This is a genomic window from Amycolatopsis minnesotensis (assembly GCF_039529815.1).
Taxonomy (GTDB): domain Bacteria; phylum Actinomycetota; class Actinomycetes; order Mycobacteriales; family Pseudonocardiaceae; genus Amycolatopsis; species Amycolatopsis minnesotensis.
Genome location: NZ_BAAANN010000009.1, coordinates 16,941 through 40,044, shown reverse-complemented (window position 1 = coordinate 40,044; position 23,104 = coordinate 16,941). Strand labels below are relative to the sequence as shown.

General features: G+C 70.9%; 24 protein-coding genes. 16 read left to right on the top strand and 8 right to left on the bottom strand.

Features of this window, described 5'->3' with window-relative positions; genetic code table 11:
- Positions 1 to 51: 51 nt before the first annotated feature.
- Positions 52 to 2,067 carry an oxidoreductase gene (locus ABD256_RS12955; protein ID WP_344417251.1) on the bottom strand — a complete coding sequence of 672 codons (2,016 nt, stop codon included), beginning with the start codon at positions 2,065 to 2,067 and terminating at the stop codon, positions 52 to 54.
- The gene (locus ABD256_RS12950; RefSeq protein ID WP_344417249.1) at positions 2,064 to 2,867 is read right to left on the bottom strand and encodes an LLM class flavin-dependent oxidoreductase; all 804 of its coding nucleotides are present in this window, start codon (positions 2,865 to 2,867) and stop codon (positions 2,064 to 2,066) included. Before ABD256_RS12950 ends, ABD256_RS12955 begins: the two co-directional genes overlap by 4 nt.
- An 81-nt stretch (positions 2,868 to 2,948) precedes the next feature.
- Here ABD256_RS12950 and ABD256_RS12945 point away from each other — a divergent pair, with 81 nt between their 5' ends.
- The 4 genes from ABD256_RS12945 (at position 2,949) to ABD256_RS12930 (ending at position 6,907) form a co-directional block, all read left to right on the top strand.
- Positions 2,949 to 3,719 (top strand): PaaX family transcriptional regulator, encoded by a 771-nt coding sequence (locus tag ABD256_RS12945; protein ID WP_344417653.1) that lies wholly within the window; start codon positions 2,949 to 2,951, stop codon positions 3,717 to 3,719.
- Positions 3,716 to 4,501, top strand: a complete 786-nt coding sequence (locus tag ABD256_RS12940; protein ID WP_344417247.1) for a tryptophan 2,3-dioxygenase — start codon at positions 3,716 to 3,718, stop codon at positions 4,499 to 4,501. Before ABD256_RS12945 ends, ABD256_RS12940 begins: the two co-directional genes overlap by 4 nt.
- A complete protein-coding gene (locus ABD256_RS12935) occupies positions 4,498 to 5,661 on the top strand; it encodes a kynureninase/PvdN C-terminal domain-containing protein (protein ID WP_344417245.1) in 1,164 nt (387 codons plus the stop codon). The genes ABD256_RS12940 and ABD256_RS12935 overlap by 4 nt, the downstream gene beginning before the upstream one ends.
- A gap of 172 nt (positions 5,662 to 5,833) precedes the next feature.
- Entirely contained in the window at positions 5,834 to 6,907 is a 1,074-nt protein-coding gene (locus ABD256_RS12930) for a Glu/Leu/Phe/Val family dehydrogenase (RefSeq protein WP_344417243.1), read from the top strand.
- Between the two features lie 54 nt (positions 6,908 to 6,961).
- On the opposite strand, the gene ABD256_RS12925 is transcribed toward ABD256_RS12930, so the two are convergent.
- Together ABD256_RS12925 and ABD256_RS12920 are read right to left on the bottom strand one after the other, a co-directional pair.
- Complete coding sequence (locus tag ABD256_RS12925) at positions 6,962 to 7,150, bottom strand: DUF5302 domain-containing protein (protein ID WP_344417241.1); 189 nt, start codon at positions 7,148 to 7,150, stop codon at positions 6,962 to 6,964.
- Between the two features lie 81 nt (positions 7,151 to 7,231).
- A complete protein-coding gene (locus ABD256_RS12920; RefSeq protein WP_344417239.1) occupies positions 7,232 to 7,624 on the bottom strand; it encodes a hypothetical protein in 393 nt (130 codons plus the stop codon).
- 160 nt (positions 7,625 to 7,784) lie between these two features.
- Here ABD256_RS12920 and ABD256_RS12915 point away from each other — a divergent pair, with 160 nt between their 5' ends.
- Positions 7,785 to 8,525, top strand: coding sequence for a TetR/AcrR family transcriptional regulator (locus ABD256_RS12915; protein ID WP_344417237.1), 741 nt, complete (start codon positions 7,785 to 7,787; stop codon positions 8,523 to 8,525).
- A gap of 312 nt (positions 8,526 to 8,837) precedes the next feature.
- Here ABD256_RS12915 and ABD256_RS12910 read toward each other — a convergent pair whose 3' ends face one another.
- Positions 8,838 to 10,658 (bottom strand): VanW family protein, encoded by a 1,821-nt coding sequence (locus tag ABD256_RS12910; RefSeq protein ID WP_344417235.1) that lies wholly within the window; start codon positions 10,656 to 10,658, stop codon positions 8,838 to 8,840.
- A gap of 285 nt (positions 10,659 to 10,943) precedes the next feature.
- On the opposite strand from ABD256_RS12910, the gene ABD256_RS12905 reads away from it, so the two are divergent.
- Both ABD256_RS12905 and ABD256_RS12900 read left to right on the top strand, forming a co-directional pair.
- A complete protein-coding gene (locus tag ABD256_RS12905; RefSeq protein ID WP_344417233.1) occupies positions 10,944 to 11,615 on the top strand; it encodes a GntR family transcriptional regulator in 672 nt (223 codons plus the stop codon).
- A gap of 1 nt (position 11,616) precedes the next feature.
- On the top strand, positions 11,617 to 12,135 hold the full coding sequence (locus ABD256_RS12900) for a metallophosphoesterase family protein (protein ID WP_344417231.1): 519 nt from the start codon (positions 11,617 to 11,619) through the stop codon (positions 12,133 to 12,135).
- Positions 12,136 to 12,160: 25 nt separating this feature from the next.
- Here the strand turns inward: ABD256_RS12900 and ABD256_RS12895 are convergent, their stop codons facing one another.
- Complete coding sequence (locus ABD256_RS12895; RefSeq protein ID WP_344417229.1) at positions 12,161 to 13,024, bottom strand: chitosanase; 864 nt, start codon at positions 13,022 to 13,024, stop codon at positions 12,161 to 12,163.
- A 105-nt stretch (positions 13,025 to 13,129) separates the two neighbouring features.
- Positions 13,130 to 13,717 carry a TetR/AcrR family transcriptional regulator gene (locus tag ABD256_RS12890; protein WP_344417227.1) on the bottom strand — a complete coding sequence of 196 codons (588 nt, stop codon included), beginning with the start codon at positions 13,715 to 13,717 and terminating at the stop codon, positions 13,130 to 13,132.
- A 170-nt stretch (positions 13,718 to 13,887) separates the two neighbouring features.
- On the opposite strand from ABD256_RS12890, the gene ABD256_RS12885 reads away from it, so the two are divergent.
- The 9 genes from ABD256_RS12885 (at position 13,888) to ABD256_RS12845 (ending at position 22,383) form a co-directional block, all read left to right on the top strand.
- A complete protein-coding gene (locus tag ABD256_RS12885; RefSeq protein ID WP_344417225.1) occupies positions 13,888 to 14,703 on the top strand; it encodes an SDR family NAD(P)-dependent oxidoreductase in 816 nt (271 codons plus the stop codon).
- 92 nt (positions 14,704 to 14,795) lie between these two features.
- On the top strand, positions 14,796 to 15,254 hold the full coding sequence (locus ABD256_RS12880; RefSeq protein ID WP_344417223.1) for a hypothetical protein: 459 nt from the start codon (positions 14,796 to 14,798) through the stop codon (positions 15,252 to 15,254).
- A gap of 39 nt (positions 15,255 to 15,293) precedes the next feature.
- On the top strand, positions 15,294 to 15,785 hold the full coding sequence (locus ABD256_RS12875) for a GNAT family N-acetyltransferase (RefSeq protein WP_344417221.1): 492 nt from the start codon (positions 15,294 to 15,296) through the stop codon (positions 15,783 to 15,785).
- Positions 15,786 to 15,899: 114 nt separating this feature from the next.
- Positions 15,900 to 16,742, top strand: a complete 843-nt coding sequence (locus ABD256_RS12870) for a fumarylacetoacetate hydrolase family protein (protein ID WP_344417219.1) — start codon at positions 15,900 to 15,902, stop codon at positions 16,740 to 16,742.
- Entirely contained in the window at positions 16,742 to 18,052 is a 1,311-nt protein-coding gene (locus ABD256_RS12865; RefSeq protein ID WP_344417215.1) for an enolase C-terminal domain-like protein, read from the top strand. Before ABD256_RS12870 ends, ABD256_RS12865 begins: the two co-directional genes overlap by 1 nt.
- Positions 18,049 to 18,807: an SDR family NAD(P)-dependent oxidoreductase gene (locus ABD256_RS12860; protein ID WP_344417212.1), complete on the top strand. Its 759-nt coding sequence runs from the start codon at positions 18,049 to 18,051 to the stop codon at positions 18,805 to 18,807. The genes ABD256_RS12865 and ABD256_RS12860 overlap by 4 nt, the downstream gene beginning before the upstream one ends.
- A 36-nt stretch (positions 18,808 to 18,843) precedes the next feature.
- Positions 18,844 to 19,869: a sugar ABC transporter substrate-binding protein gene (locus ABD256_RS12855; protein ID WP_344417651.1), complete on the top strand. Its 1,026-nt coding sequence runs from the start codon at positions 18,844 to 18,846 to the stop codon at positions 19,867 to 19,869.
- Positions 19,866 to 21,368 (top strand): sugar ABC transporter ATP-binding protein, encoded by a 1,503-nt coding sequence (locus ABD256_RS12850; protein ID WP_344417209.1) that lies wholly within the window; start codon positions 19,866 to 19,868, stop codon positions 21,366 to 21,368. The genes ABD256_RS12855 and ABD256_RS12850 overlap by 4 nt, the downstream gene beginning before the upstream one ends.
- A gap of 13 nt (positions 21,369 to 21,381) precedes the next feature.
- A complete protein-coding gene (locus ABD256_RS12845; protein WP_425546447.1) occupies positions 21,382 to 22,383 on the top strand; it encodes an ABC transporter permease in 1,002 nt (333 codons plus the stop codon).
- A gap of 4 nt (positions 22,384 to 22,387) precedes the next feature.
- Here ABD256_RS12845 and ABD256_RS12840 read toward each other — a convergent pair whose 3' ends face one another.
- Positions 22,388 to 23,086: a FadR/GntR family transcriptional regulator gene (locus ABD256_RS12840; protein WP_344417203.1), complete on the bottom strand. Its 699-nt coding sequence runs from the start codon at positions 23,084 to 23,086 to the stop codon at positions 22,388 to 22,390.
- Between the last annotated feature and the right edge of the window lie 18 nt (positions 23,087 to 23,104).

The following is a 23,104-nucleotide window of genomic DNA, read 5'->3' as shown; positions in this document are numbered from 1 at the left end:
GGGACACCCGCACCCGGTCGGCGGTCGTGAACGGGGCTTCGCCAGTGTCGTTCACACCGCCTCCAGGGGACTCGACGCGAGCACGGGCAGGCACAGATCCGCGCGCCCGGCGGCGAGCACGGTGTTCACCTCGTCGAGCGTGGTGAGGTGGCCGCCGACCAGGGTCGGCACGCGTGCTTCGTTGCGGACGCGGTCGCTGATCGCGGTGAGGAACCCGCGCCGGTACTCGGGCCGCGTTTCGGCCACGCCCTGCCCCGCCGCGACGTGGATCAGATCGACACCGGCCTCGTGCATCGCTTTCGCGGCAACGATTCCGTCGTCGAGGGTGAGCCCGCGGCGCGCCCAGTCGGTGACGGTCAGCCGCACCGCCAGGGGGCGCTCGCCCGGCCACTGTGCCCGCACCGCCCGCACGACTTCGAGCGGGAACCGGAGCCGGTCGTCCCCGTAGGGGTCCTCGCGGCGGTTCGTCAGCGGGGACAGGAAGCTCGCCAGCAGCCTGCCGTGCGCGCAGTCGAGTTCGAGCAGATCGAACCCGGCTTCGGCGGCCCGCGCCGCGGCGGCGGCGAATTCCTCGCGCACGCGCGCGAAATCGTCGGCGTCCATCGCCTTCGGCGCCGGGCTCATCGGTCCATAAGGGACGGAGGAAGCGGCGAGCAGCGGCCATTGCTCACCTGGCGGAAGCGCTATGTCGACACCGTGCTCCGGGGATCGCGTGGCGCCGCGCGGGCCCGAGTGTCCTAAGCGGATTCCCGCCAGTGCGTCCGTCGGAGGCTTCTCGATGCCGACGGGAGTGCCCGGCGTGATCCTGCCCGACGGCGACACCGCGACGAACTCGCTCAGCACCAGCCCGGCGCCATCGGCGTCCACGATTCGGTTGGGCAGCACGGTTTTCCCGAGTGTCAGCGGGGCCAGCATCGGCGGCGGGCCGAACCGCGCGCCGGGCCCGCCCGCGAACCGCGCGTCCACCACCCTGGTGAGATCGGGATCGCGCACGCCGAGCTTGGTGTACCCGATCCGCCCGCTCCTGGTGAGCAGGTTGACGGCGAACTGCAGCGGTTCGAGATGCGCGTGGTGGCCGACGCGGGTGAAGTAGTCGGCGCTGTCGGCGGCGGCCTGCTGGAACTTGTCCACGATCGGCTGGCGCGCCCGTTCGTACTCGACGAGCGCGCTCTCGGTGTCACCGTGCCTGCTGAACGCCGTGGCGAGCGCGATCGAGTCCTCCATCGCCAGCTTCGTGCCGGAACCGATGGTGAAGTGCGCGGTGTGCGCCGCGTCGCCGAGCAGGACGATGCGGCCGTCGTGCCAGCTCCGGTTGCGCACGCGGGAAAAGTCGAGCCACTGCGAGCGGTTCGAGAAGAGCCGGTGCCCGTGCAGTTGCTCGGCGAAGAGTTCCTCGCAGAAGGCGATGCTTTCGGCTTCCGACGCGGTATCCAGCCCGGCCTTCCGCCAGGTTTCCTCCGGGCATTCGACGATGAAGGTGCTCAGGTTCTCGTCGAACGGGTACCCGTGCACCTGCAGCATGCCGTGCTCGGTCTGCGCGAAGATGAACCGGAACGCGTCGAAGACCAGGTCGGTGCCGAACCAGATGTACTTGCAGCCCTGCGGGCGCACCGAGCTGCCGAAAACCTCGGGCCTGCTCCGCCGGACCGCGCTGTTGACGCCGTCCGCGGCGACGAGCAGATCGCCGTCGAGGCTCTCGAAATCGCTGACCTCTTCGCCGAAGCGCAGTTCGACGCCGAGCCGGGTGCACCGCTCCTGCAGGATTCTCAGCAGTTGTTTGCGGGCGATCGCGGAGAATGCGTGGCCCCGCGAACGGATGAGCCTGCCGCGATAGGTGATGTCGATGGCGTCCCAGCGGGCGAAGGTGTCGGTGATCTCGACGTAGCTCTCGTAGTCGGCGTCCCGGAGCGCGCCGAGCGTTTCCTCGGAGAACACCACGCCCCAGCCGAAGGTCGCGTCCGGCGCGTTGCGCTCGATGACCGTGACCTCGTGCGTGGGATCGGCCTTCTTCAGCAGGATCGCGAAGTACAGGCCGGCCGGGCCCGCGCCGAGCACGGTCGCCTTCACGACAGGACCTCGGCGAGCCGCTCCACCTCGGCCGGATCGGCGACGGTGGGCAGCAGGACCAGCTCGTCGCAGCCCTCGGCCTCGTACCCGCGGACGAAGTCCTTCACGGCGCGCGCCGAGGTGAGGTTCGCCGCCGCGATGTTCTCCGCGAACGGGCCGGTGAACGCGTAGTAGTCGCGCAGGTAGGCGCTGCCGCGGTCCGGGTCGCCGAGCGCGAAGTACCCCTGGCCCCACAGTTTCGGCGCCCCTGGGCGTTCGAGGTCGTGCCACGCGGCGCGCGCCCGTGCGGCGGCCGAAGCGAACGCGCGGGGCGGGCCGCCGCCGTGGGCGTATCCGTGGGCGTAGCGCGCCATCCGTGCGTACGCGGCGCCGCTGCCACCGCCGACGAGCAATTCGACCCCGCCTTCGCCGTGGACGCGAAGATGCGCGAGCTGCTCGGAAAGCCGCGCACCGCGCGTGCGGACGTCGGCGTTCGCGGCCTCGTAGTCGTCCTCGCGCGCGCCGACGCCGAGGCCGAGCGTGAACCGGCCGCCGGAGAGCGTGTGCAGCGACCGCGCCTGCTGCGCCAGCACGGCGGGGCTGCGCAGCGGCCCGATCGCGATCATCGTCGCCAGCCCGATCCGGCTCGTCACCGATGCCGCCGAAGCCAGGGAGAGGAACGGGTCCAGCGCGTCGTAGACCAGCCTGTCGAGCACCGCGAGCGTGGAGAACGGGCCCTCGTCGGCGCGGCGGGCCCACCCGGCGAGCAACTCGCCGGTGGTGCCAGGGGTGGTGTTCGGCAACCCGATTCCAACCTTCACGAAATTTAAGTTACACCGCAGCGGGGTGTGGTGTATAGAGTTGGACCCGTGCTCGAAGAACCCGCGCCGCAGGAACTGGTGATGACGCTTCTCGGCGCGTACGTGTCGCCGCGCGAAGGCAGCGCAGTGTGGTCGGGCGGGCTCGTGGACCTGCTCGTCGGGCAGGGCTTTTCCGAAGGGGCCGCGCGGATCGCGCTGACCAGGCTGGTCAACCGCGATCTGCTCGCGCGCGTGAAGGACGGCAGGCTCGTGCACTACACGCTGACGTCGCGCACGGTTTCCCTGCTGGCCGACGGCGACCGGCGGATCTTCTCGCTCGGCAGGCACGACCGGCCGGCGGGGGAGTGGACGGTGCTGTGGCACACCATCCCCGAAACGCACCGGAGCGCCCGCGAACGGCTGGTGCGGCGCCTGCGCTTCCTCGGGTTCGGCTCGGTGCAGGACGGCACCTGGCTCGCCCCGCACGACCGCGAGCACGAGGTCGCCGCCCTGCTCGCCGAACTCGACGTGACCGCGTTCGCGGGCATGATGCTGGGCAGGCCTGCCGAATCGCTCGACGTGCGCGCGTTCGCGGGCCGGGCATGGGATCTCGACGCGCTCGCCGCCAGGTACGAGGCCTTCGTCGCGGAGTTCGGCAGGCACAGCTCCGCGACCACCGACGAAACCGCGTTCCGCGTGCGGACCCGCATGGTGCACCTGTTCCGCCAGTTCCCCTCGCTCGACCCGGAGCTGCCGCCCGCGCTCGTACCACCGCCGCCGCACCGCTCGCGCGCGGTCGCGTTGTTCGACGACCTGTACGCCACGCTGGCCGAACCCGCCCAGCGTCATTTCGACGAGGTGACCCGACCATGAGCCCATCCCCGCACGCCGCGCTCACCTACACGTCCTACCTCGCCCTCGACGAAGTGCTCGAGGCGCAGCGGCCCCGATCCGACGAGCACGACGAGATGCTCTTCATCGTCATCCACCAGGTCTACGAGCTGTGGTTCAAGCAGATCCTGCACGAACTCGCGTACCTCCAGGAACGGCTGGAGGCGGGCGACACCGCGCTCGCGACCCGGACGCTGCGCCGGATCCTGACCGTGTTCAAGGTGGTGGTCGCGCAGATCGACGTGCTCGAAACCATGACACCGCGCCAGTTCACCGGGTTCCGGGCGCGCCTCGACGCCTCCAGCGGCTTCCAGTCAGGACAGTTCCGCGAGCTCGAAGCGGTGCTCGGCCGCCGCGACGAAAAGGTGTTCGAGCACTACCCCGAAGAAAGCCCGTACCGCGCCAGGATCGAAGCGGCGATGAAGCGCCCGTCCCTGTACGACTCGTTCACCCGGTACCTCGCCGCGCACGGATACCCCGTCGACATCGGCCGCGATGTGTGCAAGCCCACCGAGCCTTCGCCCGCGCTGCAACGGGTCCTGCTCGACGTCTACGCCGACGACGGCGGGGAGGCGACCGTCGCCGAGCACCTCGTCGACCTCGACGAGGGCCTGCAGGAATGGCGGTACCGGCACGTGAAGATGGTCGAGCGGACGATCGGCGCGAAGATCGGCACCGGCGGCTCACCCGGCGCGGCGTACCTGCGCACCACATTGTTCGCCCCGGCCTTCCCCGATCTGTGGGCCGTACGGAGCGAGCTGTGAACCCGCTCGCCGCGCACTACTCCCGGTTCCGGGTCGCCGAGCGGCTCCTGCTCACCGGGCACTCGCACCAGGCGTGGCCGGACGTCGCCGAACAGGGCCTGCTCGACGCCTTCGCCGACGCGGCGTCCTTTGTGGACACAAAATGGGACGCGGCGTTCGCGAAGGCGGACGAACTGCGCGCCGCGGTGCGGATCCTGCTGGACGATCCCGGCGGCGAGATCGCGCTCGGCGCCAGCACCCACGACCTGGTGCTGCGCCTGCTGTCCGCTGTGGACCTTCGCGCGCGGCCGAGGATCGTGACCACCGACGGCGAGTTCCACACGCTGCGCCGCCAGCTCGCCAGGCTCGCCGAGGAAGGCGTCGAACTCGTGCGGGTGCCCGCGTTCCCGGCAGACACGCTGGCCACGCGGCTCGCGGCGGAGGTCGACGGCCGGACGAGCGCCGTGTTCGTCTCGCGCGTGCTGTTCGAAACCGCGCGCATCGTGCCGGATCTCGGCTTGCTCGCCGCCGCCTGCCGTGCTGGCGGGACGGAACTGGTCGTGGACGCCTACCACGCGCTCGGCGTGGTCGAGACGCCGATCCACGCACTCGGCCTGGCAGGCGCGTGGGTGCTCGGCGGCGGGTACAAGTACCTGCAGCTCGGGGAGGGCAACTGCTTCCTGCGGCTGCCCGCGCACGCCGCCGCACTGCGGCCGGTGATCACCGGCTGGTACGCGGAGTTCGGCGCGCTCGCCGACGAGCGGCGCCCGGACAGGGTGGCCTACGCGGCGGGCGGCGACCGGTTCGCCGGCGCCACCTACGACGTCACCAGCCACTACCGAGCGTCACGTGTGCTGCGGTTCTTCGCCGGGCAGGGGCTGACCGCGCCCGAGCTGCGCCGGATCTCCTTGCACCAGAACGGCTTGCTCGCCGAGCGGTTCGACGCGCTCACCCTGCCGGACGCCCTGGTCACACGGGACCGAGACACCCCGCGCGAGGAGTTCGCCGGCTTCCTGTCGCTGCGGTCGCCGCACGCCGGGGCGTTGCAGCGCGCGCTCGCCGAACGCGGTGTGCACACCGACAGCCGCGGGGAGCACCTGCGGTTCGGCCCCGCGCCCTACCTCTCCGACGAGCAGCTCGACGAAGCGATGGCACGTCTCGGGGAGGTCGCTCGCCAGTGAGTTCCCGCGAGTTGGGAACGCGCTGTAGCGCCCGATCGGGCGTTGGCTCTAGATTCTCGGTGACCCGTGCGCGGTGACAACCTCGCCGCGCGCCAGGGTTCGTCAACCGAAAATCGCCCGCACCGGCTCGCGCCACAAGCCGTGGGCCGGTGGAGACAAAGGAGTCACCACCGTGACCGAAGGTGTGTTCGGCCGGGAGACCGGCCATGAGCAGGTCGTCTTCTGCCAGGACCAGGCCACCGGCCTGAAGGCCGTCATCGGCATCTACTCCACCGCACTCGGCCCCGCGCTCGGCGGCACGCGCTTCTACCCCTACGCGTCGGAGAGCGACGCGATCGACGACGTGCTGGCCCTCTCGAAGGGCATGGCCTACAAGAACGCGCTCGCCGGGCTCGACCTCGGCGGCGGCAAGGCCGTCATCATCGGCGACCCCGCGACCCTGAAGTCCGAGGCGCTGCTGCGGGCGTACGGCCGGTTCGTGCAGTCGCTCGGTGGCCGCTACATCACCGCCTGCGATGTCGGCACCTACGTCGCCGACATGGACGTCGTCGCCCGCGAGTCCCGGTTCGTCACCGGCCGCTCCCCGGAGGACGGCGGCGCCGGCGACTCGTCCGTGCTCACCGCCTTCGGCGTCTTCCAGGGCATGCGCGCCTCCGCCGACCACCTGTGGGGCACCCCCGAGCTCGCGGGCCGCAAGGTCGGCGTCGCCGGGGTCGGCAAGGTCGGGCACATTCTCGTCGGCCACCTCGTCGAGGCCGGCGCGCAGGTCGTGCTCACCGACGTGTCGGCGGCCGCGGTCGAGCGGACCAGGGCGGCCCACCCCGGTGTCCAGGTCGTCGACACCCTCGACGAGCTGGTGCGCGCGGACATCGACGTGTTCGCGCCGTGCGCGCTGGGGGGCGCGCTGAACGACGACACCGTCGACGTGCTGCGCGCCAAGATCGTCTGCGGCGCGGCGAACAACCAGCTCGCGCACCCCGGCATCGACAAGGTGCTCGACGAGCGCGGCGTGCTGTTCGCGCCCGACTACCTGGTCAACGCGGGCGGCGTGATCCAGGTCAGCGACGAGCTGCACGGGTTCGACTTCGCGCGCGCCCACCGCAAGACCAGCGCCATCTTCGACACCACCAAGGCCGTGTTCGCGCTGGCGAAGTCCGACGGCGTGCCCCCGGCCACCGCGGCCGACCGGCTCGCCGAGCGGCGGATGGCCGAGGTCTCGCGGCTGCGCTCGATCATGACCCCGTGACCTGAAACGACGAAGGGGGCGAGCCCGCGGGCCCGCCCCCTTCGTCATCGGCCGTCAGCCGCTCTTGCGGCGGAACTCGCGCTTGCCCCCGGCGGGGCCGTGCGCGTTGTGCACCTTCGAACCGTGGTCCTCGTGCGCTTCGCGGGTCTTGTTCTTGGCCTGCTTGCGCTCGAGTGCCTCACGGAACCTCTGCTTGACGTCGTCCTGCTCGGCACCCTCCGGTGACGATGTCGAATCGGCCATATCCGCCTCCCTGTGACGACGTGTCTCGCCAGCCAGCCTCCCAGGTGAGCGGTTGCTTGGCGAGTCAATTACCGCACCCGATCAGACGAACCGCGCACGAAGCGCCGCGAGGTCCCGCTCGTCTTCCGTCACCTCCGGGAAGACGACGTGCCCCGCCCGGCCGCGGCGCGCCGCCGTGGCGGCCGCGGCGGCGAGGGCGGCCGCCGCGACCAGCACGGCCGCGGCGATCAGCGCAGGGGGGCCGAACACCAGCTCGCCCGCGCGGCCGAGGACGAACCCCGAGTGGGCCGCCCAGGCGAACGCCGCGGTGCCGAGCGCGGCGCGCGCCGTGGCCAGCGCGGCGACCACGATGACGACCGCGGTCAGCGGCACCAGCGCGAGCAGCGGATGGCCGGTCGCGCCGGCGGCGATCGCCGCCGCGGTCACCGCCGTGGTGGCGACGAACCCGACCGGGAACCCGAAGCCGCTTCGCATGCGCCCAGTGCACGCGGGGGAGCGCCGCCGGTCCAGGTGCCGCGACGGTTTCCGTACGGGCCGGGGCGCTTTCTTGACACCGCGTTGACCTCGCCTTGGTCAAGCGACGGTAAACCCGAAGCTTGGCGCCGGGACGGCACGAGCAACTACTGTGCCCAGCATGCCTAGCACGGCGCCGGGTCCTTCCCGGCCACGATCGCGGAGCGCGGCCGGTCTTCCCGCGGTGACACCGGACCGCGTCATCGACGCGGCGCTGCGGCTCACCGCGGACAACGGGCTGGAGAGCTGGACGCTGCGCCAGCTCGCCGCGGCCGTGGACGCCTACCCCGCGGTGATCTACCACCACGTCGGCGACCGCGAGACCGTCGCGCGCGCCGTCGTGGACAGGGTGACCGCGATGTTCCCGCTCCCGTCCGGTGACCTCACGTGGCGGCGGTGGTGGGAGTCGCTGCTCCCGGGGCTGCGCGAGGTGCTGCGGCAGTACCCCGGCGTGGCGCGCAGGCTGTCGCTGTTCGGCCCGACCACGGCGGTCGCGGGCCGGACCGTGGACCGGGGGATGCGGCTGCTGCTCGACGCCGGGTTCGGCAAGGACAGCATGATGGTCTACGGCCTGCTCATCGGCACCGCGTTCCAGCTCGTGGCGGTCGAGGACGACCGGATGGGCGACGAGCGGACGCGCCAGCGCTACGGCCGGGACTGGCAGGCCGAGCGCGGCAACACCGAGCTGGCGGGGCTCGCCGCGATGGGGCAGGCGGTCCACGACATCCTGGAGTCCGGTCGCGACTACCTCTCGGAGATGTACGACTACACCGTGGAGCGCTGCCTCGACGGTGTCGAAGCGCGGCTCGACGTGCTCACCCGGAGCGCCGGTCCGGTCCGGACCGACGTGACAGAGGTCTGACAGCCCGCGCTAGTACCGTCTCGCAAGTCGGCACTCCCCCTCAGCCGGCATACGCCCCCGGCGCTCTCCTCCCCTACTGCGAGCGCCGGGGGCACCTTGCTGTCTCCGGAGTTCGCTGTCTGCCCGGCTCGGGCGGCGACATCGGATTGTCATGACCGGATGATGTCCTGTGGATGTCCACGGTGGACGGTCCTGCGCCGTCCACACGGGAATCGGTGTTCCGGGTCCCGGCAACACCGCGGCGCACACCCGCCGGGCGTGACGGCGGGTGGGAACGGCGGGTCTGGGGTGGCCGCCGTGCTCACCCGCCGGTCACCCGCAGGTGATCTTGGGCTGGGGGTTGTAGTGCACGGTCCGCGTGTCCCGTCGGACCTCCCTGCCGCTGGCGACGTCCCGCAGCACCCTGGTGTCCGAGGTGGTGAACCCCGGCGCGCCGTTGCTCGCGTGACAGTTCTCGGCAGGCCCCGGCTTCGTCGGCGGGTCGGACGGGTTCGACCGGGAACCCGGCACCGATTCCACCGTGTAGCGCTTGGTGCCCCACAGCTTCACCGTGATCGACGACGGCGACCACACCGTCTGGATCGCGACACCGGTGTCCGAGTCGTTGGTGAACTTCAGGTCGATCACGCTCGCGCCACCGGGGCTCTGGAAGACGGTCGCCTCGCGGGCCGCGGGGTAGCGGCTGATGTAGTAGCTGTGCTCCTTGTGCCCGGCGTCCTTCATGCCGGAGAAGTACGAGGCGTTGTACAGCGTCGTCGCGAACTGGGAGATGCCGCCGCCGACCTCGCGCGCCGGCGCGCCGTTCTCGATCACCCCTGCCTCGACATAGCCCTGCGGCGTGCCGCGCGGCCCGGTGAACCCGTTGAGGCTGAACGTTTCGCCCGGTTTGACGATCGCACCGTCGACCTTGTTCGCGACCACGCGGATGTTGGTGCCGGAGTCCGCGGCGAACCCGCCGGTGGTGAACTCGCCGATGACCTCCTTGACGCCGAGCTGGTTCGCCTGGTCCGTGGTCACCTTCGCCGGCTTCGTCTCGTAGACGGCCTTGACCTCGCGCGCGTCGGCTCGTTTGAGCACGTCGAGCATCGGCGCCAGCGTCGGGTCCCAGTTGATCGCCTTGCCGTCCTCCGACGGTTCCACGCCGGGCTTGCCGCCGGTGAACACGATCTCGGCGTCCTTGCCCTCTTTTTCGGTGGACTTCAGCTGCGGGCCCGCCGCGGCGACGATCTTCGCCGGGTCGAGCTTCGGCGCCAGCACGCCACCGTCGGCAGGCTCGAAGGTCAGCGCGGTCGCGATGGTTTCGGGCCCCACGGTCGCGTCCTTGCCCTCGCCCTTGACGAGCACCGGCCCGGCCATCGCGGGCTTCGCGATCCCGTCGAGCGCGGCGCGCACCGCCTCCGGCGACGTGCGCACCGGGGTCAGCGCCACCGAGAGTTCGAGCGGCCTGCCGGTGGCCCAGTCGGCGAGCACCTTGGTCGTCGCCGCGGCGCGGTCGAGCTTCTGGCCCTGCTTGGGGTCGACCGCGACCGGCTTGGTGCCGTCGAACTTGACGGTGCCCTCGACCGGCGCGCGGTCCACGTCCTCGCCGACCTTGTCCATCGCGGTGCCCAGTTTCGCCTGGTCACCGCTGGTGACGACACCGACCTCGCGGGTGGAGAAGAACGACGCGATCCTGGTGAACGGGTTGAGCGGCTGGCTGCCCGCCTGGTCGAGGGTCTGGCCCCAGTCGAGCTTCAGCCCCGCCTGGTTCGGGTTCAGCGTCGTCTCGGCGTCGCCGGCGCGCAGGTGCACGGCCTGGGTGAGCCGCGGTTCGATCTGGGTGCGCAGCCGCGTCTCCGCGAACGACCGGTCCAGCCCGCCGACGTCGACGCCCGCGACCGTGACCCCGCGCGGCACGCTGTCCTTGGTGGCGATCAGGTCGATCCCGTACAGCACCGCGAGCACGCCGAAGGCGGCGCCGCCGATGATCGCGGCCCGCTTGCCCCGCCGTCGTGGCGGGCCGGGTTCCTCGCGATCGGGCAGCGCCAGATCGGTGGTCGCCTGGTCAGGCGAGCTGTGCTGGTACGGCCGGACGACCGGGAGTACGTCGGTCTGTTCGCCGTGCGACTCCGGCCAGGCGGGCTCCTGCGGCAAGATTCGACCCTCCGCGTTTTCCGACATTCAGCTCAAAGGTTACGGGCGCCTTCATCACGGGTCGGGTCCGGGGTTGGTGTCCGCCCGGATCCACCCGGCCGGGCTGACGGCTCCGCGAGCGGTGGCCGAAGTCGCGCGGCTCGCCGCCGGTGGCCGCGGAGTTCCCCCGGCTTCGCCGCAAAGTCGGGTATGACATCTCATATACGATGCAAGTCATGCTACGTATCGTGGAGCAGGCGGGTAGATTCGTGGCCACCGCACCAGTACCGCGATCCGGAGACGCCGATGCCGCCGACGTTCAGCCTGCCAGCTTCCCGCACCGAGGTGGTGCTGGAGGAGATCCGGCGCGGCATCCTCACCGGGGAGCTGCGACCGGGGCAGCCGCTGGTGGAAGCCGAGCTGGCACAACGCCTCGGGGTGTCGAAGACGCCGGTCCGCGAAGCGCTGAAGGTGCTGTCCAACTCGGGGCTGGTCACGTTCAGCCCGTACAAGGGCGCGTCGGTCCGGGTGGTGGACGCCGAACTCGCCACGGCCGTCTACGACGTCCGGCTCGTGCTCGAACCCGAAGCCGTGCGCCGGTCCGTCGGCACCGCGGCCGCGTCGCAGGGCAAGTCGTCGTCGCTCGACGAGGCGGCGGCCGCGCTGAAGGAGGCGTCCGCGGCGATCACCGCGCGCGACAACGCCGAGCTGAGCCTCGCCAACCGGCGCTTCCACCGCGCGCTCTACCTCGGCTGCGGCAACCCGCTGCTGATCGACATCCTGGACGACCTGAAGGACCGCGCCGCGCTGATCAGCGTCGCCGGCTGGGAAGCGAATCCCGGCTGGCGCAAGGAGTGGAACGAGCACAAGGCGATACTCGCGGCGGCGAAGAAGGGGGACGCCGACGGCGCGGCCGAGCTGGTCCGCGCGCATATCGGCGACTTCCTCGAGCGGATCCTCGGCGTGATCGGGGACTGACGTGCGGTTGCTGATCATCGCGGACACGCACCTGCCGAAGCGCGCCCGCGCGCTGCCGGACGAAGTGTGGCGACGTGTCGACGAGGCGGACGTCGTGCTGCACGCGGGGGACTGGGTGAGCGTCGACCTGCTCGACGAGCTGGAAACCCGTGCGGCGCGGGTGATCGGCGTGTACGGCAACAACGACGGAGCCGAGCTGAGGGCGCGCCTGCCCGAGGTGGCGCGCGCGGATCTCGGCGGCGTGCGGTTCGCCGTGGTGCACGAAACCGGTGCCGCGAAGGGCCGCGAGCAGCGGTGCGCCCGCGACTACCCGGACACCGACGTACTGGTGTTCGGGCACAGTCACATCCCTTGGGACAGCACGGCTTCCACCGGGCTGCGGCTGCTCAACCCCGGCTCGCCGACGGACCGGCGGCGACAGCCCTTCTGCACCTACCAGACCGCCCGGGTCGAAAACGGCGCCATCGCGGACCTGGAACTGCACTCCCTGCCGCCGCGAACCGGGATGCCCCGTAGGTGATCTTCGGGGCATCCCGGTCCCGCCGCTAGTTGATCTCGTAGGGGTCGCCGTAGACCTTCCACTTCAGCGGGGTGTGCAGGTCGAGGTTGCCCGCGTTGAGGAAGACCAGCTGCTCGGTGTCGACGCGGGAGGTGTCGGCGTGCGCTTCCTCCTGCTTCATGATCACCTTGCGGGCGTCGAGGAACGCCTTGAGGTAGGTCGTCTCGTTGCCGCCCTGTGACGGCGGCTTCGCCTTCTTCATCGCGGTCTTGCGGATCCCGCCGAAGCTGTCGTCGCTGTCACCGGGGCCGTGCATCACGATCGCGTCGTAGTAGGCGAACTGGCCGAGCGCGCCGAGGCCGTCGGTTTTCCCTTGGCTGACCGAGGGAGTGAAGTAGACGCGGTCGCGTTCGCTGTTCTGGGCCTGCTGGAACGCCGAGGTCTTAGCGGCCTGCTTCCACGCGGATTCGAACGCGCTGCCGAGGCCGTCGTGCGAGTCGGTGCCGTTCACCTTGCGCAGCGCGGGAAGGAACTTCGCGAGCGGGTTGCCCGGCGTGGACCTGGTGTAGGCCTCGACGAGGTCGAGCATGTCGCCGGTGCCGGAGCAGAACCCGACGATGCCCGCGGTGTAGCCGCGGCCGTCGCCGATGTCCTCGATGTAGGGGTACTGGGCCTTCCAGTCCAGCGAGGAGTTTTCCGCGCTGGAAACCAGTTTCATCGCGATTTCCTTCTTCTCCGGTGACGCGAGGTCACCGTCGCCCTTCAGCGAAATCGCCGAAAGCGAAACAACCGAAGAGGGGGCCGCGGCGAAGGCCGGTGCCGACAGCGCGGGCACCGCGACCGTCACGGCGAGGATCGAGGCGGCCCCGACCGCGCGGCGGATCGGGCGGGAGTTCCTGGGGGTGGTCATGCAGGGTCGTCCTTTCGGAAAGGCGAACCTGGCGGCGTAGCGACACGATAACCACCCGTGACACTCTTGTTCAAGAGTGCCGACAATGTTCACGTATGCGGCAGGTCATCGACCCGCGAAGAGCCTGATCACATCCGTGAGCACGACGGCGGAAACCCCGGGATCGACGGCCCGCTGCACGCCGAGGCCGATGCCGAGGCTCAGCAGCGCGGTCGCGGTGTCCTCCGCGGACATCGGGAGCGTCAGCCCGAGGTGCCCCGCGTGCGCGGTCAGTATCCCGGCGATGGTGTCCCGGATGGCCTTGCTGCGCAGCGCGAGCTGGTGGCGGACCTCCGCGTCGTGGCGCGCGTTGGTCGCGAACTCGACTTCGAGCGCGGTCCACGCCTCGTCGCCGATGCTCCGCTCGGACCAGGCCTGGAACGCGGTGAGCATGCTCTCCAGATCGGCCGCGCCGGTGATGGCCTCGGTCAGCATCGTGGTCTGCTGCTCGTGGATGTCGTCGAGCACGGCGAGGCACAGTTCGTTCTTGTTGCGGAAGTTCGAGTAGACCGCCCCTTTGGAGTAGCCGGCCTCCTCGGCGACCTTCTCCAGCGAGGTCGCCGCGTAGCCCGCGCGCAGGAACTGCCGCTTGGCCGTCGAGACGAGCTGTTCGCGGGTGCGAGCCTGGCTCTCCGCGCGAGTGAGTCGTGCCATGACGGCCACCTTAAGCCCTCCGGTCCAGGCGTCCCATCACGGTTGAACACTGTTACGAAGACCGCGGGTACCCCGAAACCGGCCGCGGTTGACACCCCTGGTGCGGCACACGATAGTTGTACCGTCGGTAACAGATACCGACGGTATCCAAGAGCACGGGAGGCGCGTCGATGAAGGAGTTCGGTGGCAAGGTCGCCGTCATCACCGGGGCGGGTTCGGGGATCGGCAGGGCGCTCGCGCTGAACCTCGCCGCGCGGGGGAGCGAGCTCGCACTGTCCGATGTGGACGAAGTCAGGGTGGCGGAAACCGCCGCGCAGTGCGAAAAAATCGGCGCCACCGCACGGCACTATCAGCTCGACGTGGCCGACCGCGCCGCCGTGACGGCGCACGCCGAGCAGGTCCGCGCGGACTTCGGCCGGGTGAACCTCGTGGTCAACAACGCGGGTGTCGCGGTGGTGGGCACGGTCGAGGAGCTGACCTGGGAGCAGTTCGACTGGATCGTCGGCATCAACTTCTGGGGCGTGGTGAACGGCTCGAAGGCGTTCCTGCCGCACCTGAAGGAATCCGGCGACGGCCACCTGGTCAACATCTCCAGCGTGTTCGGGCTGATCGGGGTGCCGACGCAGAGCGCGTACAACGCCACGAAGTTCGCCGTGCGCGGGTTCACCGAGGCGCTGCGCCAAGAACTGCTCGGGGACAGGCGGGTCGGCGTCAGCTGCGTGCACCCCGGCGGCATCAAGACGAACATCGCGCGGGACGCGCAGGCCGCCGGCGGCAAGGACCGGGACCGGATGGCGGGCATGTTCGACAAGGTCGCCAGGACCACGCCGGAGGAGGCGGCGCGCACGATCCTGCGCGGCGTCCAGCGGAAGAGCCCGAAGATCCTGATCGGCCCGGACGCCTACCTCATCGACCTGTTGCCGAAGGTGCTGGGCGCGCGGTACCAGCGGCTGGTCGGGCTCGTCTCGAAGCGCCTGCTCAGCTGACCGCCGTTCGGGCGAACCCGGTCCCACCCCCGGCCTGAATGTGACATCTTGTCCTCAGGTGTATCGTTTGACGCGACTCGGGGGAGGACCGGATGGACACCGTGCGCACCGATGGCAGCGGCTGCTGCGCCCGCTGCGGGAGCCCGCTCGGCCGTGTTCGCAGTGGCCGGGTGGGACGTCCCGCGAAGTACTGTTCGTCGGCGTGCCGCCAGGCCGCGCACCGGGAGCGCCAGCGGTGCGACGTCGTCCGTTCCGAGGCCGATGTCCGGGACTTCCGGCTGGCCTTGTCCGAACTCGCGGAACGGGTGCGCGGCAGTGCGGCGGTCGAGAAGGGCCCGTACGGGTTCACTCCGACCGCGACCGAACTCGTCGACCTCGCGTTCCAGGTGCAGGCGGTCGCCATCGCCTGCGATCGCGCGACGGGGCTGTCCTGGGCGGCGATCGCGGCGCGCACCGGGCTGTCGCGCGACCGGGTGCGCCGCGAGTGCCAGGCCGGCGCCGAGGTCGCCGCGCGGCTGGTCGGCGCACGGTTGGTCGGCGCGGCGGGCTGACGGGCGAAAATCGCTTTACGGCGCGGTGATGATGGCCGCGTGAGGAGCACTTGGGTAATCAGCGGGCGGCCGGCAGGCGCTGCCGATTCGGCGGCACTGCTGCGCCGTTACTACGACGAAGTGGCGAGCCGGTACTGGAACCGCCCGCTCAGTGCGGCAGAAGTCGACGAGGTGGTGGCCGAGTTCCCCGACGACGACATCACCGAGCCCGCCGGGCTGTTCTTCGTCGGCACGCTCGACGGCCGTCCGGCGGGCTGCGCGGGGCTGCGGTTCGTGGACGGGGAGACCGCCGAGCTGACGAGGGTGTTCGTCGATCCGTCCGCGCGCGGCACCGGCGGCGCGCCGCTGCTGGTCGCCGCCGCCGAGGAGGCCGCGCGGCTGCGCGGGATCAAGCTGATCCGCCTCGACACCCGCGACGATCTGGTGGAAGCTCGTGCGCTGTACGCGAAACTGGGCTACGCCGAGGTCGAGGCGTTCAACAGTGAGCCGTACGCCGAGCACTGGTTCGCCAAGGAGCTCGTGACCGGCTGATCCATCGGATCATTCTGGGTCCATTTTCAGTTTCAGCAACTCGCACCCTGGATTCTGGCGCAACGATGCGATATACATCGGATGTCTGCTCGTCTTGCGCTGAGAGGAACATCCGTGCGGCTGCTGCGCCTCGGTGAACCGGGAAGCGAACGCCCTTACGTTCGCGATGATGACGGCGCGGTTCGCGACCTGAGCCCGCTGACCGCCGAGATCGACGGCGCGTTCCTGGCCTCGGACTGGGCGGCACGTGTCGCGGACGGCGCACTGCCGGTGGCGGACGTGGCGGGCCTTCGCGTCGGCGCACCGATCGCGCGGCCGGGCAAGGTCGTCTGCATCGGCCTGAACTACCGCGGGCACGCCGAGGAAACCGGTGCCGCGATCCCGGCCGAGCCGGTGGTGTTCATGAAGGCACCCGACGCCGTCGTCGGCCCGGACGACACCGTGCTCGTCCCGCGCGGCTCGACCGCCACCGACTGGGAAGTCGAACTCGGCGTCGTGATCGGCCGCACCGCCCGGTACCTCGACCGGGTCGAGGACGCGCTCGCGCACGTCGCGGGGTACGTGCTGTCGCACGACGTGTCCGAACGCGACTTCCAGTTCCACCGCGGCGGTCAGTGGGACAAGGGCAAGTCGTGCGAGACGTTCAACCCGATCGGCCCGCACCTGCTGCCCGCGGCCGAGGTGCCCGACCCGCAGGCGCTCGGCCTCCGGCTGTGGGTGAACGGGGCGAAGAAGCAGGACTCGACCACCGCGGACATGATCTTCGGAGTCGCCGAGATCGTGCACTACCTGAGCCAGTTCATGGTGCTGCGGCCAGGCGATCTGATCAACACCGGCACCCCGGCCGGGGTCGCGCTCGGGCAGCCGGAGCCGAAGCCGTACCTCGTCGAGGGCGACGTCGTGGAGCTGGAGATCGACGGGCTCGGCAGGCAGCGCCAGCGCATCGGGCAGGCGTGATGGCGCGCATCACCGGGATGGAGGTGCTCGACGTCCGGTTCCCGACGTCGAGGGAGCTCGACGGATCCGACGCGATGAACCCGGATCCGGACTATTCGGCGGCTTACGTCGTCCTGCACACCGACGGCGGGCCCGACGGCTACGGCCTCACGTTCACCATCGGTCGCGGCAACGACGTGCAGGCCGCCGCGATCGAGGCGCTCGGCGGGCACGTGATCGGGCGCGAGGTGCCCGAGGACGCGGCCGCGCTCGCGGGGCTGTCCGCCCGGCTCGTCGGCGATTCGCAACTGCGTTGGCTCGGCCCGGAAAAGGGCGTGGCGCACATGGCCGTCGGCGCCGTGGTGAACGCGGTGTGGGACCTCGCGGCCCGCCGCGCGGATCGTCCACTGTGGAGGTTCATGGCGGAGATGCGGCCGGAGGAGATCGCCGGGCTCGTCGACTACCGCTACCTGTCCGACGCGCTGACCGAACAGGACGCGCTCGACATCCTCCGCGCCGCCGAACCCGGCCGAGGGGCGCGGACCGCCGAGCTGCTCGACCGCGGCTACCGCGCCTACACGACGTCTCCCGGCTGGCTCGGCTACTCCGACGAAAAGCTGGTGCGGCTGGCGAAACAGGCGCTCGCCGACGGATTCGACATGATCAAGCTCAAGGTCGGCGGCCGCGTCGAAGACGACGTGCGGCGCCTGCGGATCGCGCGCGAGACCGTCGGCCCCGACGTCCGGATCGCGGTCGACGCGAACCAGCGCTGGGACGTCGACGCGGCGGTGGCGTGGATGAAGGAGCTGGCGCCCTACGACCCGTACTGGATCGAGGAACCGACCTCACCGGACGACGTGCTCGGGCACGCGGCCATCGCGAAGGCGCTGGCGCCGATCAAGGTGGCCACCGGCGAACACGTGCAGAACCGGGTGGTGTTCAAGCAGTTGCTGCAGGCGGGCGGGCTCTCCGTGCTGCAGCTCGACGCCTGCCGCGTCGGCGGTGTCAACGAGAACGTGGCGATCCTGTTGCTGGCGGCCAAGTCCGGGGTACCGGTGTGCCCGCACGCCGGCGGGGTCGGGCTGTGCGAGATGGTGCGCCACCTCGCCATGTTCGACTTCGTCGCGGTGTCCGGCTCGGCCGAGGGCAGGGCGATCGAATGGGTCGATCACCTGCACGAGCACTTCACCGATCCGGCCGTGGTGCGCGACGGGCACTACCTCGCGCCCGCCGCACCCGGATTCTCCGCCAGGATGCACGACGCGACGCTCCGCCGCTTCCGGTTCCCGGACGGTCCGGAGTGGACAGAGGGAACGGGAGAGGGCCAGTGACCGACTTCGAGGGCCTCAAGGCCGTGGTGACCGGCGGCGCGTCCGGGATCGGGCTGGCGGCGGCGCGGCGGCTAAGGACGCGCGGCGCCGCGGTGGCCGTGCTCGACCTGCGCGCGGACGACCTGCCGGACGAGCTGACCGGCTTCCGCTGCGACGTCTCCGACGACGGGGAGGTGCGGGCCGCGGTCGCCGCCGCGGCCGCCGCGCTCGGCGGGATCGACGTGCTGGTGAACAACGCGGGCATCGGCGCGCAGGGCGACGTGGCGGCCAACGACGACGGCGAATGGCACCGCGTGCTCGACGTCAACGTGGTCGGCATGGCGCGGGTGAGCAGGGCCGCGCTGCCGCACCTGCGCGAGTCCTCCTCGGCCGCGATCGTCAACACCTGCTCGATCGCCGCCTGGGCGGGGCTGCCCAGCCGGGCGCTGTACTCCGCCAGCAAGGGCGCGGTGCTCGCGCTGACCCTGGCGATGGCCACCGATCACCTGCCCGATCGGATCAGGGTCAACTGCGTGTGCCCCGGCACCGCGGACACCCCGTGGGTGGGCAGGCTGCTCGACTCCGCCGCGGACCCGGCTGCCGAACGCGCGGCGCTCGAAGCGCGCCAGCCGATGGGCAGGCTCGTCAGCGCCGACGAGGTGGCCAACGCGATCGTCTACCTCGCCAGCCCCCAGTCCGGCTCGACAACCGGAACCACCCTCGCCGTCGACGGCGGAATGTACGGCCTGCGCCCGCGCGGACCCGTCCAGCACTAGAAAACGCTTGGCATCAAGGAGGATGCGGTGCAGAAGGTGATCAAGATCGCCGCGGCGGTCGCGGCGCTCGCACTGGCGGCGAGCGCGTGTGGGTCCACAAAGGACAAAGCGGCGCCCGCGGCGGGCAGCGGCGGCGGGGGCAAGGTCGGGGCCACCGTGCCGCTGCTGACCTCCCCGTTCTGGCAGGCCTACAACGGCTACGTGCCGAAGATGGCGCAGGAGGCCGGGATCGAGGCGCTGCCGACGGTGAACGCGGACAGCGACCCCGCCAAGCTCATCACGGATATGAACACGCTGCTCAACCAGGGCGTCAAGGGCATGGTGGTGACCCCGCTGGACTCCGCGGCGGTGGTGGCCGGGCTGAACCAGGCCGAGCGCAAGGGCGTGCCGGTGGTGGCGGTCGACGTGGCACCGGAGAGCGGCAAGGTCGCGATGGTCGTGCGCGCCGACAACAAGGCCTACGGCACGAAGGCGTGCGACGCGATCGGCGAGAAGGTCAAGCAGGGCAAGGTCGTGCAGGTCATGGGCGATCTCGCCTCGGTCAACGGCCGCGAGCGCTCCGAGGCGTTCCGGGAGTGCATGAAGTCCTACCCCGGCGTGCAGGTGCTCGAGATCCCCGCCGAGTGGAAGGCCGACAAGGCCGCATCGGGCCTGGAAAGCCTGCTGACCGCGAACCCCGACGTCAAGGGCGTGTACCTGCAGGCTGGCGGGGTGTACCTGGCGCCGGCGCTGCAGACGTTGCGCCGCAAGAACCTCTTCTTCCCTGCTGGCGACCCGAAGCACATCGTGCTGCTCAGCAACGACGGCATCCCGCAGGAACTGGCCGCGATCAGGGCGGGCGAGCTGGACGCGACGGTCTCGCAGCCCGCCGACGACTACGCGAAGTACGGCGTCTACTGGATCAAGAAAGCCATGGCGGGGGAGACCTTCAAGGCCGGCCCCACCGACCACGGCAGCACCGTGGTGGAGAGCAGGCCGGGCATCCTGGAGGACCAGCTCCCCGCGCCGGTGATCACCAGGGCCAATGTGGACGACAAGGCGTTGTGGGGCAACAACCTATGAGCGCGCCCGTGGTCAGCGCCAGCCGGGTCGGCAAGCGGTACGGCCCCACGGTGGCGCTGCGCGACGTGAGCCTGACCGTGACGCCCGGCCAGTCGCACGCGCTCGTCGGCCGGAACGGGGCGGGAAAGTCCACCCTGGTGTCCATCCTCACCGGACTGTCCAAACCGGACACCGGGACCATCGAGTTCGGCGGCGAGCCGGCGCCGCCGGTCGCCGACCGCGAGGCGTGGCGGCGGCACGTGGCCTGCGTCTACCAGCATTCCACGGTGATCCCGCACCTGAGCGTCGCGGAGAACCTGTTCCTCAACCGCCAGTCCGGCGGCCGGTTCGCGATCAGCTGGCGGCGCCTGCGCGCGCAGGCGCGCGAGTTGCTCGACTCGTGGGGCGTCGAGGTGGACGTGGACACCTCGGCCGGTGAGCTGTCCGTCGAGGACCGCCAGTTCGTCGAGATCGCGCGATCGCTGTCCTACGGCGCGCGGTTCATCGTGCTCGACGAGCCCACCGCGCAGCTCGACCACCAGGCGATCGACCGGCTCTTCGCGCGTATGCGCGAAATGCAAGCGGCGGGGGTGACCTTCCTGTTCATCTCCCACCACCTGCGGGAGGTGTACGAGGTGTGCCAGGCGGTCACCGTGCTGCGCGACGCCGGCCACGTGCTGACCGCACCGGTCGCCGAGATCGCGCACGCCGAGCTGATCGACGCGATGACCGGCGAGCGGGGCGGGCTGACCGTCGCCGACGCGGCCGCGCGCGAGGCGCTGGCGTCCGATGTGGACGAAGCACTGGTGGTCGACGGCCTCTCCGGCGACGAGTTCGACGACGTGACGTTCTCGGTGCGGCGCGGCGAAGTCCTCGGGCTCGCGGGCAGCAACGCCAGCGGCAAGCACCAGGTGGCCGAAACCGTGTACGGCCTGCGCGCCCCGGCCGCGGGGCGGATCACCGTGGCCGGAAGGCCGTTGAAGACCGGTGACGTGCCCGCCGCGCTGGAGGCGGGGATCGGCTGCGTGCCGAGGGATCGCCACCACCAGGGCCTCGTGCTCGGACTGTCCATAGCGGACAACGCGACGATGACCGTGCTCGACCGGCTCGGGCCGGGCGGGATCGCCGCGCCGGGCGCGCGCACCCGCACCGCGCGCACCGCACTGTCCGAATACGACATCGTGGCCGCCGGGCCGGACCAGGCGGTGTCCGATCTGTCCGGCGGGAACCAGCAGAAGGTGGTGCTGGCGCGGGCGCTCGCGCGCGATCCCGGGGTGGTGGTGCTGATCAACCCCACCGCGGGCGTTGACGTGAAGTCGAAGGGGGCCCTGCTCGCGGTGGTGGACAGGGTGCGCGCCGACGGCAAGGCGGTGCTGATCGTCAGCGACGAGCTGGACGACCTCCGCCTCGCCGACCGGGTGCTGGTACTGCGCGGCGGCCGGGTCGTCGGCGAGCACGACGCGGGCTGGGCCGACGGCGATCTCGTGGCCGATATCGAAGGAGTCGAACTGGATGTCTGAGACCACGGAGACGATGGCCGCGCCGAAAGCGGTCCCGAAGGCGCCCGCGAAGAAGAGCAGGGCGGGCTGGATCCGCGATGTCGCGCTGCTGCCCGCGCTCGTCGTGCTGGTGGTCATCGGCGGGCTGGTCAACGACAGCTTCCTCAGCGTCGACAACATCGTCAGCATCCTCGGCTCGTCGGCGGCGCTGGCGCTGATCGTGCTCGGCGAGTCGCTGGTGCTGATCACCGGGAAGTTCGACCTGTCGCTGGAGTCCACCGTGGGCATCGCGCCCGCACTCGGCGCGCTGCTGGTGATCCCGGCGGCGTCGGCGGGGTTCGGCACCGAGTTCCCGACCGTCATCGGGCTGCTCGGCATCCTCGTCGTCGGCGCGCTGATCGGGGCGTTCAACGGGTTCCTGATCGTCAAGCTGCAGCTCAACGCGTTCATCGTGACGCTGGCGATGCTGACCGTGCTGCGCGGCGTGCTGATCGGCGCGACCAACGGCAAGACGCTGTTCGACATGCCGGACGCGTTCTTCGCGCTCGCCACGTCGACCTTCGCCGGGCTGCCGATGTCGGTGTGGCTCGCCGCGCTGGCCTACCTGATCACCGGGCTCGTGCTGCGCTACCACCGCGTCGGGCGCGCGCTCTACGCGATCGGCGGCAACCGCGAGGCGGCGCGCGCGGCCGGGATCAGGGTCGACAAGATCACCTGGCTGGTGTTCGTGGTGGCCGGCGTGCTCGCCGCGCTCGGCGGGCTGGTGCTCACCGGGTACGTCGGCGCGCTCAACGCCAACCAGGGCAACGGGATGATCTTCACCGTGTTCGCGGCGGCGGTGATCGGCGGCATCTCGCTCGACGGCGGCCGGGGGACCATGTTCGGCGCGCTCACCGGCGTGCTGCTGCTCGGTGTCGTGCAGAACATGCTGAACCTCGCGCAGGTGCCCGCGTTCTGGATCCAGGCGATCTACGGCGGCATCATCCTCATCGCGCTGATGATCTCCCGGTTCGCGGGCGGGAAGCCCCAGACATGACCGGTCAGTCCGCTTCTTCCGGGTCGGCGGTCCCCAGCGCGTTGCGCAGCCACTGCTCGACCCCGGCGACGTGCACGGTGGCCCACGACCGGGCCAGCTCCGGCTCCCGCGCGGCGATCGCCTCGTAGATGGCCGTGTGCTGCTCGCGGGTCTTCGCCACCGCGCCCTCCTGGGTGAGGCCGCGCCAGACCCGCGCGCGCGTGGTCGGGCCGGACAGGCTGTCGAGCAGCGAGCACAGCACCGGGTTGCCGGAGCCGTCCGCGATGCGGCGGTGGAAGGCGAGGTCGTTGGCCACCAGCGCTTCCACCGTCGGCGCGTCCTCCAGCTCGTCGAGGAGCGTCCGCAGCTCGGCGATGCCGTCGGAGTCCATGTGCAGCGCGGCGAGCGCGGTGGCGGCGGGCTCCAAGATGCGGCGCACCGAGAGGAAGTCGAGCACGGTGTCGTCGCGGTGGAAGTCCACCACGAACGTCATCGCGTCGAGCAGCAGCTTCGGTTCGAGGCTGGTGACGTACGTGCCGTCGCCCTGGCGCACGTCGAGGACCCTGATCAGGCACAGCGCCTTGACGGCCTCGCGCAGCGAGCTGCGGGACAGGCCGAGGCGCTCGGCGAGCTCGGCCTCCTTCGGCAGCCGGTCGCCCGGTGCCAGCTCGCCCGAGATGATCATGTCCTTGATCTTGTCGATCGCGACGTCGGTGACCGGCATGGCACCTTCCTCTCCGGC